This is a genomic window from Nitrosospira sp. Nsp18 (genome assembly GCF_900103145.1).
In the GTDB taxonomy this organism is placed as follows: Bacteria; Pseudomonadota; Gammaproteobacteria; order Burkholderiales; family Nitrosomonadaceae; genus Nitrosospira.
Genome location: NZ_FMWY01000034.1, coordinates 26,344 through 40,435 on the forward strand (window position 1 = coordinate 26,344; position 14,092 = coordinate 40,435).

The window sequence follows — 14,092 nt, forward strand, 5'->3', positions numbered from 1 at the left end:
TCGTTTTACTTTAGTCGGTTTATTACAAGTTTGTTGAATAATTCCGGTCAAGCGGAAGTGGGCTTAAAAAGGGCGACCAATCTGATGTTGCCAAGCCGTCGTTTCCCTGCTCATTTCCGATGCATCGAGGCTATCGAGGCCGGGGGGCGAATCTGCCGATAATTCTCAGATGGGCAGGCTCTACATCCGGTCAGCCGCGTGATGCCGACAATGCTAGAATGGCGCGTCACCCCTCTTAGCATTTGTCAACAGCAGGGCAGAACATGATCGGAATTTTAATTATCTCGCACGGCAATCTGGGTGACAGTCTTATCCATTGCGTTAACCACGTCATGGGTCAAAAATCCGAGCAGTTGACATACCTGAGCATTACCGTTCAGGATGACCCCGACGTCGTCATGCCCAAAGCGGTGGAATTGGTGAAACAACTCGATCGCGGTGATGGCGTGCTGGTGTTGAGCGATATCTGCGGTGCAACGCCATGCAATATCGCCAGCCGGCTCGTTAAACCCGGCAGTGTGGAATGCCTTGCCGGGGTCAATCTGCCGATGCTGGTGCGAGCGCTTACTTATCGCAACGAGCCACTCTCAGCCGTAGCCGAGAAAGCGCTATCCGGCGGCAGAGAAGGCGTCATTCGTATTGATACAGGACCAACATAATGCAATACCAGGAGGTCAAAATCCTGAACAAATTGGGTCTTCATGCGCGTGCGTCCGCGAAGCTCACGCAGTTGGCCTCTCGATACCGTAGCGAAGTATGGCTATCGCGGGACAGTCGTAAAGTCAATGCGAAAAGCATTATGGGCGTGATGATGCTCGCTGCAAATCAGGGCGTTACCTTGGGCATTGAAACAACCGGTACGGACGAGGCCGAGGCCATGCAGGCGCTGGTAAACTTGATCGAGGATGGCTTCGGGGAAAGCGAATGAGCTTTGTGCTGCACGGAGTGGGCGTTTCCAGCGGCATTGCCATAGGGCATGCGTATCTCGCTTCGCACGCCGCACTGGAGGTGGCGCATCACATCGTGCCGGAGGATCAAGTCAGCAATGAAATATCCCGGCTCGACATCGCTTTCAATGGTGTCCGTGAAGAGCTTGAAGCGCTGAATGCTTCTGTGGTCAGCGGCCCCGCCGCCCCGGAATATGGCGCATTTCTTGAATTGCACCGGATGATTCTGGACGATCCCACCCTCTCCACCGCTGCTAAAACTTATATTGCCCAGAACCAGTGCAATGCCGAGTGGGCTATTACCCAGCAAATGGGTGTATTAATGGCGCAGTTTGAAGAGATTGAAGATCCTTATCTGCGCGAACGCAAGACCGATGTGATCCAGGTGGTCGAACGCGTGCTGAAAATCTTGCTGGGGCACCCGGGTTACGTTCCGGCGCCATTGAAGCATGATGGCGACAGCATTCTGGTTGCCCATGATCTAAGCCCCGCTGATGTGATTCAGTACAAGCAGCACCGTTTTACCGCATTCCTGACTGACCTGGGCGGCTTGACTTCGCACACGGCTATTGTGGCACGCAGCCTCAACATTCCTTCTATCGTTGCGCTTCATCACGCGCGCAGATTGATCCGCGACAATGATATTCTCATCGTGGATGGTACTCAGGGCGTGGTAATAGTGGGCCCTGACGAGCATGTGCTGACGGAATACCGGCTTCGCCAGAACGAACTTGAACTGGAAAAACAGAAGCTGAGGCGCATCAAGACGACACCTGCCACGACTCTTGACGGTACAGCGGTGGAGTTGCAAGCCAATATAGAACTACCTCAAGATGTCGAACAGGTAAAGGAAAACGGAGCCACAGGCATTGGGCTGTTTCGCAGCGAATTCCTGTTCCTCAATCGCGATAGCTTGCCGGGGGAGGACGAACAGTTCGAAGCTTACCGTACCGTGGCGCGAAAAATGCGGGGAATGCCGGTAACGATACGTACGTTTGATTTGGGCGCCGACAAGAATCTTGACAATGCAAAGCGCGTAGCTGCCAATCCGGCGTTGGGATTGCGCGCTATTCGCCTAAGTTTAGCTGAACCTCAAATGTTCAATACGCAGTTGCGTGCGATTCTGCGCGCTTCCCGTTATGGCCAGATTCGTATGCTGGTGCCGATGCTCTCCAGCGTTTCGGAAATTGCTCAGACCTTGCATTTGCTGGAAAACGCCAAGCAAAGCTTGCGCATGGAAAAGATTCCCTTCGACGAGAAAATACAAATAGGCGGTATGATAGAGATTCCCGCCGCAGCGCTATGCCTCGATGTTTTTATGCGCAAGCTGGACTTCTTGTCCATCGGGACCAACGATTTGATTCAGTACACGCTAGCCATAGACCGTGCCGATGATTCTGTCGCACACCTCTACGACTCGCTGCACCCTGCAGTACTGCGGTTGGTGGCTCACATCATACGTACCGCCAACCGAACCGGAGTACCCGTGGCAATCTGTGGCGAGATCGCGGGAGACATCGTATTTACCCGGCTTCTGCTCGGTTTTGGGCTACGGACGTTTTCCATGCACCCAGCGCAACTGCTGACCGTGAAACGAGAGGTATTGAGAAGTAATCTGCCTGATATCATACCGCTTGCGCAAAAAATACTTAAAGCCGATGATCCGGAGAGAATTCACGGGTTATTGACAAAGCTGAACGGCTGATTTATACCTGCAAAAGATTTAGACCGGTCAACTTGAACCGGCCAGATAAACTGGCTTAGCAGCCACATGAAATAGGCTGGCGCAAAAGATGGAACTATATGTATAGAAACGTTTTTGTGGAATGGAAGGCATGCTCCTGCGACGCGGAGCTGGCTGACTGTCACTGTCAGCTCCCGATAGTGTTAATACATGTCCTCTGTTAACCTTCCGGGTCATGCTGAGTTTTTAGCCGTGCGATGCAGGAAATCAATGTCGGTCTTATTTATTCTACCTGGCGTGCCCCGGAATATGTACTTGCAGACTGTTAGCCCTAAAAAATTCTGCTGACGATCCTTTCACGTTAATGCAAGATTCCGATTCGATTGGCATCGTCGCCCCGCAAACCGCGCGTTTCGACACACCTCTGCATTTAAAAAGCGGACCCGTGCTCGAGAATTACGAGCTGGTTTATGAAACCTACGGCCAACTCAACGCAGCCAGATCCAACGCAGTCTTGGTTTGCCATGCGCTTTCCGGTAATCATCATCTCGCGGGTGTTTATGCGGACAATCCCAAGAGCGGTGGTTGGTGGAATAATATGATCGGTGCGGGTAAGTCCATCGATACGGACAAGTTTTTCGTAGTCGGGGTCAACAACCTTGGCGGCTGCCATGGTTCTACCGGACCCGCAAGCATCAATGCAAAGACCGGTAAATGTTATGGCGCGAATTTTCCGTTAGTGACAGTGGAAGATTGGGTAAGAACACAGGTGCGATTGGCAGACCACCTCGGCATTGATCAGTTCGCCGCAGTGGCAGGCGGCAGCCTCGGCGGGATGCAGGCGTTGCAATGGACGCTTGATTTTCCGGATAGGGTGCGGCACGCATTGATTATTGCCGCTGCAGCAAAACTGACTGCGCAAAACATCGCTTTTAACGATGTGGCGCGCCAAGCCATCATCACCGATCAGGATTTTCACGGCGGGGATTACTATTCCCATGGCGTAGTGCCGCGGCGGGGTCTGCGGCTCGCGCGCATGCTGGGGCATATTACTTACTTATCGGATGACGCGATGGCCGCGAAATTCGGGCGTGAGTTGCGTAACGGGGCGCTTGCATTCGGTTTTGACGTGGAATTCGAAATAGAATCCTATCTGCGCTATCAAGGGGATAAATTCGCCGATCAGTTCGATGCAAACACCTATTTGCTAATGACCAAGGCGCTGGATTATTTTGACCCGGCGCACCAGCACAACAACGATTTGAGTGCGGCATTTCGCGCTGCCAAGGCAAATTTCCTGGTGCTGTCATTTACCACTGACTGGCGTTTTTCGCCAGAGCGCTCCCGCGCTATTGTCAGGGCGTTGCTGGATAACGAGCTGAATGTCAGCTATGCGGAAATCACCTCCAGCCATGGACATGATTCCTTCCTGATGGAAGATCGTCATTATCACAAGCTGGTGCGCGCTTATATGGACAATATTGCCACGTGAGCCGGTTGCAGCGCTCATGTCATACGAATCAGGGTCGAGTGCCGTGGTAAAAGACTGGGTGGCTCATTGCGTCTTTTAGTAAGCTATCTCCGATCAGAGGCCATAAACATCAACTCCGCCCGAGTAGTTGGCCAGATAGAGCCTGCCGTTCGCAGGTGTTGGCGGCAGAAATTTATTGAACACATAGGCCAGCGCCCAGTCCTGGCTGTCCCACAGCTTCTGGATGCGCGATGAACCGTCGCCCCGGGGGACAAAGTTCTCCGGGTCATAGGCCAGCAGACGACCGTTGGTAATCTCCGAGTTGGCGTTGCCATAGGGTACCGATGCCCATAACACTGCCGAACCCGGTGTCGAACCGTTGGCCGACAGGCTGATCATGCCGCCCGGCATCCCGCCTACGCCTCCTGTATTCGGCGATGCCGTTTCGTCGCTCGATGCCAGGAAAGTCAGGGTAAGGTTCGCATTCACCTTCCAGGCGCGCAGGTTCGCATTTTCCCCCCAGCAGAACACCATCCATCCGTGTACCGGCGACTTGTAGACCACGGGCGTCGAGTGTTGGTGATGCGTCTTGCCGTCGAACAGCTTGTTAAGCCTGGTCATGTCGGCTGGAGCCGGACTGATGTCGAAGCCGGGAAAGAACGTGAACCAGGCGATATATTTCGCCTTCGCGTAGTTGCTGGCGATCCTCGCAGGTGCAAAGTCCTCATTTTGCGTCTTGCCGAACGCGCCGAGTCGCAAGATATAGACGATGCCATCCTTGCCCGCCCCGATCGCGCAGGCTAGCTCAGGTATTATGCCCAAGCCGCCGGAGCCAAGGTCCATATCCGTAAAGGCGTTCGTGTTGCTGGCGCCGTCATCGTTATCATTGCCATCTCCCTTTGGCTCCGGCAGAGTCGGGTCGTTGCCGTTACGCGCTGCGTCGCTGAATGGGGCGAACCAATCTGTGGCATGCAACCGGGCGGCGGTCGTCGTCGTAGCAGGATCATACTGCAACTCCACCAGGCACTCGCCAAGATCCGTAGGCGGATCGAAGGCGCCATTGCCGGTCATGAGATACAGCTTGTTGCCCTGCACCGCCGGCGCTTGGGCACCCATCCAGATGCCGCCGCCCGAATACCTTGCGGTCGAGGACCAGGCCGCCGCGATCTTCGTGATGCCTCTCGTGGTTACGTCTACCGCGATCACCCAGCCGCGGTTGCTCGCAAGGCTCTCGGAGACGGAGCCGGCCGCGATGAAAACCGTCTTCGCACCATCAATCGCCCCTATAGCAAGGCCGCATCGCTGTTTGCGGGCCGCGCTCGAAAACTTCTGGCTGGGAATGCCGCCACCCGGATGGTAAATAGCTCCATCCAGGCTCAATGGAGGAGCCAGATGCGATCCATCCACAATGCTGATCCAGTGGAACCAGAAGCTGGCCTTCGCTACGCTGCCATCCGGCGAAGACCACGATACACCGCCCCAGGCGCCATCAGCGAGGTCGAGGATGCCGGTGCTCAGGAAACCCCAGTGATCGTTGATCAGGTAGGTGTCAATCGCCCTGCTGCCCCTTATCGCCACACCCAGTTTTTGGCGCCAGATGGGCTGCCCGGTCGTCGCGTCGTGGGCTTCCACGTAGTCGGACATGATGGCGTGAATAACCAGGTCCCGAGTTTCCCCGTCACGCGTTTTAACGCCTGGTGCGACCAGGGTGGTGGCTTCGGTACCGCGGCCGTCGCCATAAAGCGGGATGGTAAACAACCGGCGAATGCCCTTCCGGCGGACAGATGCTTGGGTAAAGACGACTTCATGGAGGTTGGCATTGGAACGGGAGGGCTCGAAGCCCCGTTGGGTGACCGCGATCGACATATTAGGACTCCTTTATAGCGAGGATTAGAGGGAGGCCGTGTAATGCATAGTTGATTCGAAATCGGATCGGCTTGGTACGACCCCTCGACCTTGCGGAAGTGTCCTCCGCCCCCTTTGTTGGGGCTAACCGCGAAGATAATGGAGGTCCTCAACGTCACCCCACGTCTCAACGGGTGATCAGTCTGCCTTCTTTCGCCATCGATAGCTTTCCATTCCTGCGCCGTAATAAATACTCCTTCTCCCTGTGTCATTCGGTGCGCTATCGAACGCACAGCCTACCGGAATTTTTCTATTGGCAATGCGAGCAGGACGGGAGTAGTGCTCATTTATTTTCGGCTTTCCAACCCCAGTTAGCGCGGCTGTTGTACCCATGTATGCCCCGATAAATAATAACCTTTGGGATAAAGCGGGAGCCGTCATGGAATTCAGTACGTTCACGCTGGATAGCTTAAATTGCTGCCGTTATTGGCCTGCGGCAATTTGCCACATGCGGCAATATGCCACATTGATTTATTGATATGGATAATGAATGCTCAGTCGAGTCGGTTCCGCCAACGGGCATGCCGATCCTAATGACATTTAATATTATTCATAAACAGGGACTACGTATGAAAAAAAACCTCGGATATGCACTTTTCCTTGCTGGCATGACTTCCTTGCCGGCATTAGCTCATGTCGGCTATACCAACCGCAACTTTGGTGCTTTCGATAATACTTACGCTGTTTCCAGCATATCAAATCAGGCAGTTACCGGTAATTACGGCTGGATTGACGGCACGGATGCAGACTACGGCGATGCGCATAAAACACTGGCTTACCGATTTACTTTACTGAGTCCGACAGATGTGACACTCTCGTTCGCTAGCCAGGTTTACACCGCAACAGGGGGTGCTGCTCTCGTGCTCGATGGATTGATACCCGGTTTTTCACTCTATCAGGGGCTTGCGCATGTTGCGCCGATCGGAGCGGATTACGATTCTTCGGATATCTCAAAGGCATACCGGCCCGCTGACACCGAAGGTTCATTCAGAGCATTGAATGACTGGAAAATCGGCAATGCGCCCGATCCGGTAAAAGATTTACCCGCTGCCCTGAGCTTTTTTAAATATGTTAGCCATGCTTACGACGGAACAGGAACGGTCCCCGGATTCGACGGTGTAGCCGATGGCAAGGTTTCGCACACTTTCATGAATCTCGCCGCAGGTGATTATTCGGTGTTCGTGGGAGGATCGGATTATCTGGCCCAGGATATCGCCAATCCGCATCTCCTGAATAAGTATGGCGTTACTGGCACCTTAGTGGCAGGCGTGGTACCCGAACCTGAAACCTACGCCATGCTACTGGCAGGCCTGGGGCTGATGGGTACTATCGTTCATCGGCGCAAATCGAGGCAGGCCTGGTAGATGAGGCGAATGCCAGGCGTCTTGATTGATAAAGCCCAGCTTTCCAGTCATCACTGATCCTGTCTGCGTTCTTCCGGTTCAGCGCGTACTTCGAGGAGTTCGCTTCAGAATGAAATGCATCCGGCACTGATCCGGCCTTCGATTCGGCGTCGGACGTATGTTGTAACGCGAAGAAGATCGGCCAATAACGCGCAGCGGGTCAGACATCATCCTGTAGCAAGTTGTAGGACGCCTTATGTGGCAATATCACAACTTTTGCCCGCTAAAAATTATCCAGCATACGCACGCCTTAGTTCATCAATATCCATCTTCTTCATATGAAGCATCGCTTCCATGGTCCTTTCGGGTTTTTCCGAATTGGCGTCATTTAGCATCTCAAGGATTTGTAAACCGAAGCTAGCGTGGCTGCGAGCTTTCCCTGTTTTCTATGTATGCGTACAACTTTTGCCAATTTCAGCTGAATATAGTCTTCAAAAGAAGAGCTTTTAAGAGAACCGGATTCATGGGTTAATGAAAATCCCGGCTCTCCACCATGAGATTACCCAACAAATGGCTATGGTCTACCAGTCGCTTGGCAATCAGATGTTTAACTTCGCCTTCACGTTGCCATACCCCATACACCGTTAAAAGCCTTGAGTTTAATATTTCACGGCGCTGTTTCCGGACAAGCTGGTTCCATACCACAACGTTCGTTATCCCGGTCTCATCTTCGAGCGTAACAAAGACTACTCCATTTGCCGTTCCAGGACGCTGGCGGCAGGTCACAATGCCGGTTGTTCGAACCAACCGCCCCGTTGGACAACTGTCCAGTTCCATTGCCGAATGTAAATTCATTCGGGTCAATTTCGGCCGCAACAAGGCAAGGGGATGCCTGCGCAGAGTGAGCTCCGTGCTGGCGTAATCAGCCGTAATTTCCTCTCCTTCACGCGCGGCGGCAATGTTGGGCAGCGTCTCCCTCACGGGGACGTCTCGCATCAGATCCAGTTGTTTTATGTGGGATGCGACCGCCCATAAAGCCTGACGTCGATGACCCGACAGAGCCCGTAACGCATCGGAGTGAGCGAGGGAGCGCATCTCAGCGGTATTCAAGGACGCGCGGCTTGCCAAATCGCTCGTATTTTCAAATGGTGAGATTTTTCTTGCCTCAACGATATGCCGGGCAGCTTTAATGCCAATCCCTTTCGCCCTATTCAGGCCCAACCGGACAGCGAGCTGAAAAGATTTATCCATCTGTTCTTCAAGCGTGCAATTCCAGTCACTGATTGTTACGTCCACCGGCCTGACCTGAACGCCGTGCCGCTGCGCATCCTGGATCAGTTGCGACGCGCTATAAAAGCCCATGGGCAAGCTGTTCAGCATGGCACACAGGAAGGCAGCGGGCTCGTGGCATTTAAGCCAGGCCGATACGTAAACCAGCAGGGCAAAGCTTGCAGCATGAGATTCCGGAAACCCATATTCGCCAAAACCCTGGATTTGGCGGAAGATCCGTTCAGCAAAATCGAGGGTATAGCCTCGGCTGGTCATTCCCTCGATTATTTTCTTATGGAAAGAACTGAGCTCTCCTTTTCTTTTCCAGGCGGCCATGGAACGGCGCAACTGGTCTGCCTCGCCCGGAGTAAAGCCAGCAGCCAGCACTGCCAATTGCATCACCTGCTCCTGGAAAATCGGGACCCCGTAAGTTCGTTCCAAAGCGGTTTTGACTTCCTCGCTTGGATAGCTGACCGGCTCCAGGTTCTGGCGGCGGCGTAGATAAGGATGCACCATGCCTCCCTGAATCGGCCCTGGACGAACAATGCCGACTTCTATTACCAGATCATAGAAATTCCGGGGCCTCAAGCGCGGCAGCATGGACATTTGTGCCCGGGACTCGATCTGGAAAACGCCGATGGTGTCAGCTTTGCAAATCATGTCGAAGGTTTTTTTATCTTCCCCCGGGATATCCTGCATCTGGAATGGCTTGCCGTGCCGTATAGAAACCAGATCGAGCGTGCGACGGATGGCCGATAGCATACCCAGCGCGAGCACATCGATTTTCATCAGTCCTACCGCTGCAAGATCGTCCTTATCCCATTGGATAATGCGACGATCCGGCATGGCGGCGTTCTCGATGGGGACAATGCGGCACAGCTTGTCGCGGGTAATGACAAAACCACCTACATGCTGCGATAAGTGACGTGGAAACCCATATAAGGCCGGGATCAGTTGAATCAGCTTCCCGATGATGGAGCTATCGGGATCGAAGCCGTTTTCAATGAGCCGCGTACCAATATCCGAGGTCTTGTCCCACCAGGCAAAAGAACCGGATAACCGCTTGATACGTTCGACATCGAGCCCCAGCGCTTTGCCGATATCCTGGACCGCCGAGCGTGTACGGTATGTGATTACCGTTGCTGCTATCGCAGCACGATCCTGGCCATATTTCTGATAGATATGTTGAATGACCTCTTCCCGGCGTTGATGCTCGAAATCGACATCGATATCAGGAGGCTCATGGCGTTCTTTTGAAATAAACCGCTCAAACAGCAGGCTGCTGCGCTCCGGATCAATCTCGGTAATACCCAGGCAATAGCAGACCGCAGAATTGGCCGCCGATCCGCGTCCCTGGCAGAGAATGCCGCGCGACCGGGCGAAATTTACGATATTGAATACCGTCAGGAAATAGGGCTCATAGTTCAGATCGGCGATCAGCTTCAATTCATATGCGACCTGTTTCCTGACTTTGACCGAGGCGCCTTCGGGAAACCGTCTTGCCATGCCCTCCTCGACCATGCGTCGCAGATAGGCGGCATACGTCTCGCCAGTTCCTGCTAACTCATCCGGATATTCATAGCGCAACTCGTCCAGCGAGAAAGTACAACGTGCTGCAATCGAAATAGTTTCCTGCAAGAGCTGCGGCGAATAGATTTCCGCCAATTGCAATCTTGTACGCAGATGCTGTTCCGCATTAGGCTGGAGAGAATAGCCGCATTCGGAAAGCGGCTTGCCGATACGAATGGCCGTCATCGTATCTTGCAAGGGCTTACGAGAACTGTCATGCATAGTGACATCGCCTGCAGCCACGAGCGGCATTCTGGTGATAGCCGCACCCTGCCGTATTCGTTCGAGCAGGTGATCCTCGCCGGCATGAAGCAATAGCTCGACAGCAGCCCAGCAGCGGCCAGGAAATAGTGACAGTGCCCAGCGCATGTCATTTACCAGACAGGCTTCCGTTTGTGTAAAGCGAGGAATCAATAAAATCAGACAATCTCGCAATAGAGCGAGATGGGGCGCATCAGGGCAGCTTTCGAAATCTGCGCGGCTTATACGATAGGCCCCTTTCTTGTCACGCTGTCTTGCCAGCGTTATCAGTTCGCATAGATTGCCGTAGCCTTCCCGATTCATGGCCAGGCAGACCAGCCGTAGCCCATCCTCCAGGATAAATTGGCTTCCGATGAGAAGATGGAGGCCGGCTTTTTTTGCTTCTGAATGGGCCCGCACGACCCCGGCCATGGAACACTCATCCGTTATGGCCAGGGCGCTATAGCCCAGGCTTACCGCGCGTTCAACCAGCTCTTCCGGAAAGGAAGCGCCGTTCAGAAAGCTGAAACTGGAGCAGCAGTGCAGTTCAGCGTAGGAAGGAGGGGAAGAATATATATCCAAGTGAATACCGAATAGTAGAATGCGGGATAGAGGCAAAGCCAATTTATCCAAACAGCCCCTGCAAATACCAGTCTTTTTTCTTATTTCCCCCTGCTGGGTCGTGCTCGCAGTAAATCCATAACAATTGGCCAAGATTATTTTCCGCAATAAAATAGTCGCGCGTGATCGCGTCATCGTCCCACCAGCCTGCCTCGATTCGCTCCGGTCCTGAAATTAATTTCAACAGCGACCCATAAACTGGCCGCTGACGTTGCAACTTCAGTTCCAGCGGTCTTTCCATTAACCAGGCAGGACGGATTAATTCCGATGGAATTCTGTCCCGATGCGTTCCCCGCCATGAAAATCCACCTATTCCTGAAGCGTTGAATCTTTGACTGCATTCCGGCCGATAGTCAGAGACAGCTTGCAGACTGGTGATGGCTGGCGGCCCCAGGCGGGACGAAAGTTTTTCAATAAACCGGCTTAATGAAGTCGCTTCCGATTGCGCGGTCGGGAACAGTTCCAGATTAGCCTCTATTCCCGCTGTTATTTCGTCCGCTATCAGTTCCAATCCGCAAACCGGAGCCATCAATTTTGTACGCTCCAGGCGTTCATGCAGCAAGATCATTAAATGATCGGGGTCATCACTTTGCTCGGAAAGCCGTATGTTGATAGGCGTGGATCGGTGTGGCTGCCGGGCAGAATGCTCATGATGCAGAATGAGTGAGAACGCTAAAACTGCCGCATAGCGTGAAACCAGCCAACCGCACATTTGCTCGATCATCCGCTGTACGGGAAGCAGCAACATTCCGACATTTTCAACTTGCGTCATTAATTCCATCTTTTGCTGGAAATATTCTGGTGCTTCAAACCATTTTTGGGGATCTGGTGAGTCGCCGTAAGCTTGATCCAGTTCCATTAGAAGGCCCGTACCAAATCGACGTGCTGTTCCTCCACGAGGCAATTTCCGTAAATCAGCCAGCGTTTTGCAGCCTATTCCGCGAATGACCTCAAGATGAGCCTGGGCCGACTCCAGCAAACTGACGGGCAAGAAGTCGATCAATGAGTGGAATTTAGTCCCTGCGCCATTGATGACGGTTTGAGGTGGTGCGGACTGTGCGAGAAGCCATGCTCCCCTGGCAGTGGGAGCCGCACCCACGCAGAGTTGCAAGCCTTGTGCAGCCACTGCCCGGTTGAGTAATCGGCACAATTTTTTCAGGCCGCCAAACAGCTTCAAACTTCCGGAAACTTCGGCGATCAGGCCGCTGCATTGCATCACAATATTGGGGGTGAAACGCAAAGCGGCATACGCAGCTTCCTGCAACGCTTTCATTTCTTCATTCGGGTCATGCTCCAATACCACCAAGTCGGGAAAAAGAGACAGGGCACTTGCCAAGGGTTGATGAGCCGTTACTCCCCATTGTTGCGCCGCCTTATTGGCCTGCTGGATATAAGCCTGATTACCCTTGCGAACAGTCACCGCCATTGCGGGGATCAGTGCGGCAGGAAACCGGCGTTCTATCCAGTCAAGTGATAATGTTGGGCAATATAGAGCGATCCACAGCATTGTGATCCAAGGCTCAACAGTGGGCTAAAGCAGGTCTGGATACAGCGGAGCCCAGGAAGGGCTTGATCTGGGGGAGGACAATATAAATGGGCAATACAGCCGGGGCGCCCCGCCGTTTCAGCAAACGCACAGAAAGAGTATGCTGTGCTACCGGACCGAGCAATATTCTGAGTGGGGCCGCGGAGGATTCAAACTGCGCGCTTGCCGGCCTGAACAAGAAAATCAGACTGGCAGCCGTCCGCGCGATAACCTGTAATCTGCGCGTCGTTTGCAGGCTGGATTCGGGCAACCAGCCGATAACCGCTCCGAAAGCGGCGCTTTTGATCCCTTGTTCAAGTACCCATAATCGCTCGTCGGGTTTGTAAACTCTGGCAATTACAATGCGCCGACTATCAATATGCAGGTTCTCCCACGCATGCATATAAGGAATATAAGGTGGACCAACCAATAGAATATTCCTCCCGTCCCCGGTGAGCTGTCCAAGCGGTCGACCCAGTAATCTGATTTCTCCCAGTCCTTCTGCCGGTAGCAGCAATTCCGTCAGATTGTGAACAGGCCATCCCCCTCCAGGCAAAGCTTTGTCCAGTTCATCAAAACCACTGGAAACAACCGGATCAGCCGAAGATCCTGATGCGTCACCCCGCCATATCCTGTTTTTAAATCGAGTTTCGATTTGTGAAAGCGATAGCGGCGCCGAGGGTGGAGAGGCAAGCGTCGACATGGCAAAGTTCCATTAACCACGGTTGGAGCCGATGCGGTTTCTGGAAGCAGGAGCTTTTCGAAACAGGCCAACATAAAACCCGTAGATTTCCAGCTTCTGCTCAGGGCGGATAGGCAGGTAATCCCCGCTTCGCCTATCATTACGTGCTTCCAGGTAATAGCCTTCTTTGTCCCTGGCCAGAACCTTGAGAGTGAATTCGTTATCTACAATAGCCAATACGACTTGACCAGGTGAAGCTGAATCGCTGCGCTCAATAACCACCATGTCGCCCTCGAGTATTCCCAGATCAATCATCGAATCGCCTTTGACGGGAAACAGAATGGTTTGAGAAGGCTTCTCGATAAGATAATCATCTATGCGCAATAATTCAGGCTGAACGTCAAAAGCCTCTTGAGGCAACCCTGCACGGACCCTATGCCCGACCGTTCGCTCGAAAAAGCGAGGTCCCGGACGTAATCTTCCGCCCGGACCATTTTCCAGAAAACCTTCTTCTTTTAAACGCTGAACGATCCGGTGGGTCCAGGAACGGGCCTTTCCGTTCCATAGCACAGATAATTGAGTTGTTGAGGGTATGATTCTTTCTTGGGCGTAGTAATCCTGAAGCTTGCCAAGATAAGAAGAAATGTCGAGTTGCTGCATGACGAGCGCTGAATAGAGAACGATTGCTCTTATTATAGAGAACAATCGTTCTCTATTCAAGCCGCTCCATGTTGACGAATGGCGCCGAATTAAATGTAACCGAAAGGTATTCTGAGAAATAACGTTGCGCCATATTGAAGGTTACCGAAAAGGAGACCTTGATATGGTAAAGAGTG

The 14,092-nt window shown here is 53.0% G+C and carries 10 protein-coding genes; 5 read left to right on the forward strand and 5 right to left on the reverse strand.

Annotated features, from left to right (window positions below):
* The first annotated feature begins 263 nt into the window (after positions 1-263).
* The 4 genes from BLS94_RS13010 to BLS94_RS13025 all read left to right on the forward strand — a co-directional run bounded on the left by BLS94_RS13010 (position 264) and on the right by BLS94_RS13025 (position 4,123).
* Positions 264-659, forward strand: a complete 396-nt coding sequence (locus BLS94_RS13010) for a PTS sugar transporter subunit IIA (protein WP_090961781.1) — start codon at positions 264-266, stop codon at positions 657-659.
* Positions 659-928, forward strand: a complete 270-nt coding sequence (locus BLS94_RS13015) for an HPr family phosphocarrier protein (protein WP_090961783.1) — start codon at positions 659-661, stop codon at positions 926-928. The genes BLS94_RS13010 and BLS94_RS13015 overlap by 1 nt, the downstream gene beginning before the upstream one ends.
* Positions 925-2,652 carry a phosphoenolpyruvate--protein phosphotransferase gene (ptsP, locus tag BLS94_RS13020; protein WP_090961785.1) on the forward strand — a complete coding sequence of 576 codons (1,728 nt, stop codon included), beginning with the start codon at positions 925-927 and terminating at the stop codon, positions 2,650-2,652. Before BLS94_RS13015 ends, ptsP begins: the two co-directional genes overlap by 4 nt.
* 343 nt (positions 2,653-2,995) lie before the next feature.
* The gene (locus BLS94_RS13025) at positions 2,996-4,123 is read left to right on the forward strand and encodes a homoserine O-succinyltransferase MetX (RefSeq protein WP_072767990.1); all 1,128 of its coding nucleotides are present in this window, start codon (positions 2,996-2,998) and stop codon (positions 4,121-4,123) included.
* 93 nt (positions 4,124-4,216) lie between these two features.
* Here the strand turns inward: BLS94_RS13025 and BLS94_RS13030 are convergent, their stop codons facing one another.
* Positions 4,217-5,968: a hypothetical protein gene (locus tag BLS94_RS13030; protein ID WP_090961787.1), complete on the reverse strand. Its 1,752-nt coding sequence runs from the start codon at positions 5,966-5,968 to the stop codon at positions 4,217-4,219.
* A 608-nt stretch (positions 5,969-6,576) separates the two neighbouring features.
* On the opposite strand from BLS94_RS13030, the gene BLS94_RS13035 reads away from it, so the two are divergent.
* Entirely contained in the window at positions 6,577-7,371 is a 795-nt protein-coding gene (locus tag BLS94_RS13035) for a PEP-CTERM sorting domain-containing protein (protein ID WP_090961806.1), read from the forward strand.
* Positions 7,372-7,878: 507 nt separating this feature from the next.
* On the opposite strand, the gene BLS94_RS13040 is transcribed toward BLS94_RS13035, so the two are convergent.
* Genes BLS94_RS13040 through BLS94_RS13055 form a run of 4 tightly spaced genes read right to left on the reverse strand, consistent with a single transcriptional unit; the run spans position 7,879 to position 13,976 of the window.
* Positions 7,879-11,010: an error-prone DNA polymerase gene (locus tag BLS94_RS13040; protein ID WP_090961809.1), complete on the reverse strand. Its 3,132-nt coding sequence runs from the start codon at positions 11,008-11,010 to the stop codon at positions 7,879-7,881.
* A gap of 43 nt (positions 11,011-11,053) precedes the next feature.
* A complete protein-coding gene (locus BLS94_RS13045; protein WP_090961789.1) occupies positions 11,054-12,556 on the reverse strand; it encodes a Y-family DNA polymerase in 1,503 nt (500 codons plus the stop codon).
* A 13-nt stretch (positions 12,557-12,569) separates the two neighbouring features.
* Positions 12,570-13,277 (reverse strand): translesion DNA synthesis-associated protein ImuA, encoded by a 708-nt coding sequence (imuA, locus tag BLS94_RS13050; RefSeq protein ID WP_090961791.1) that lies wholly within the window; start codon positions 13,275-13,277, stop codon positions 12,570-12,572.
* Between the two features lie 12 nt (positions 13,278-13,289).
* Positions 13,290-13,976, reverse strand: coding sequence for a LexA family protein (locus BLS94_RS13055; protein ID WP_256325434.1), 687 nt, complete (start codon positions 13,974-13,976; stop codon positions 13,290-13,292).
* Positions 13,977-14,092 lie beyond the last annotated feature (116 nt).

Bases quoted from the DNA above. Each gene is read 5' to 3' on its own strand.
- BLS94_RS13010 (WP_090961781.1), top strand. From the start codon at position 264: ATGATCGGAATTTTAATTATCTCGCACGGCAATCTGGGTGACAGTCTT.
- BLS94_RS13015 (WP_090961783.1), top strand. From the start codon at position 659: ATGCAATACCAGGAGGTCAAAATCCTGAACAAATTGGGTCTTCATGCG.
- ptsP (WP_090961785.1), top strand. From the start codon at position 925: ATGAGCTTTGTGCTGCACGGAGTGGGCGTTTCCAGCGGCATTGCCATA.
- BLS94_RS13025 (WP_072767990.1), top strand. From the start codon at position 2,996: ATGCAAGATTCCGATTCGATTGGCATCGTCGCCCCGCAAACCGCGCGT.
- BLS94_RS13030 (WP_090961787.1), bottom strand. From the start codon at position 5,968: ATGTCGATCGCGGTCACCCAACGGGGCTTCGAGCCCTCCCGTTCCAAT.
- BLS94_RS13035 (WP_090961806.1), top strand. From the start codon at position 6,577: ATGAAAAAAAACCTCGGATATGCACTTTTCCTTGCTGGCATGACTTCC.
- BLS94_RS13045 (WP_090961789.1), bottom strand. From the start codon at position 12,556: ATGCTGTGGATCGCTCTATATTGCCCAACATTATCACTTGACTGGATA.
- imuA (WP_090961791.1), bottom strand. From the start codon at position 13,277: ATGTCGACGCTTGCCTCTCCACCCTCGGCGCCGCTATCGCTTTCACAA.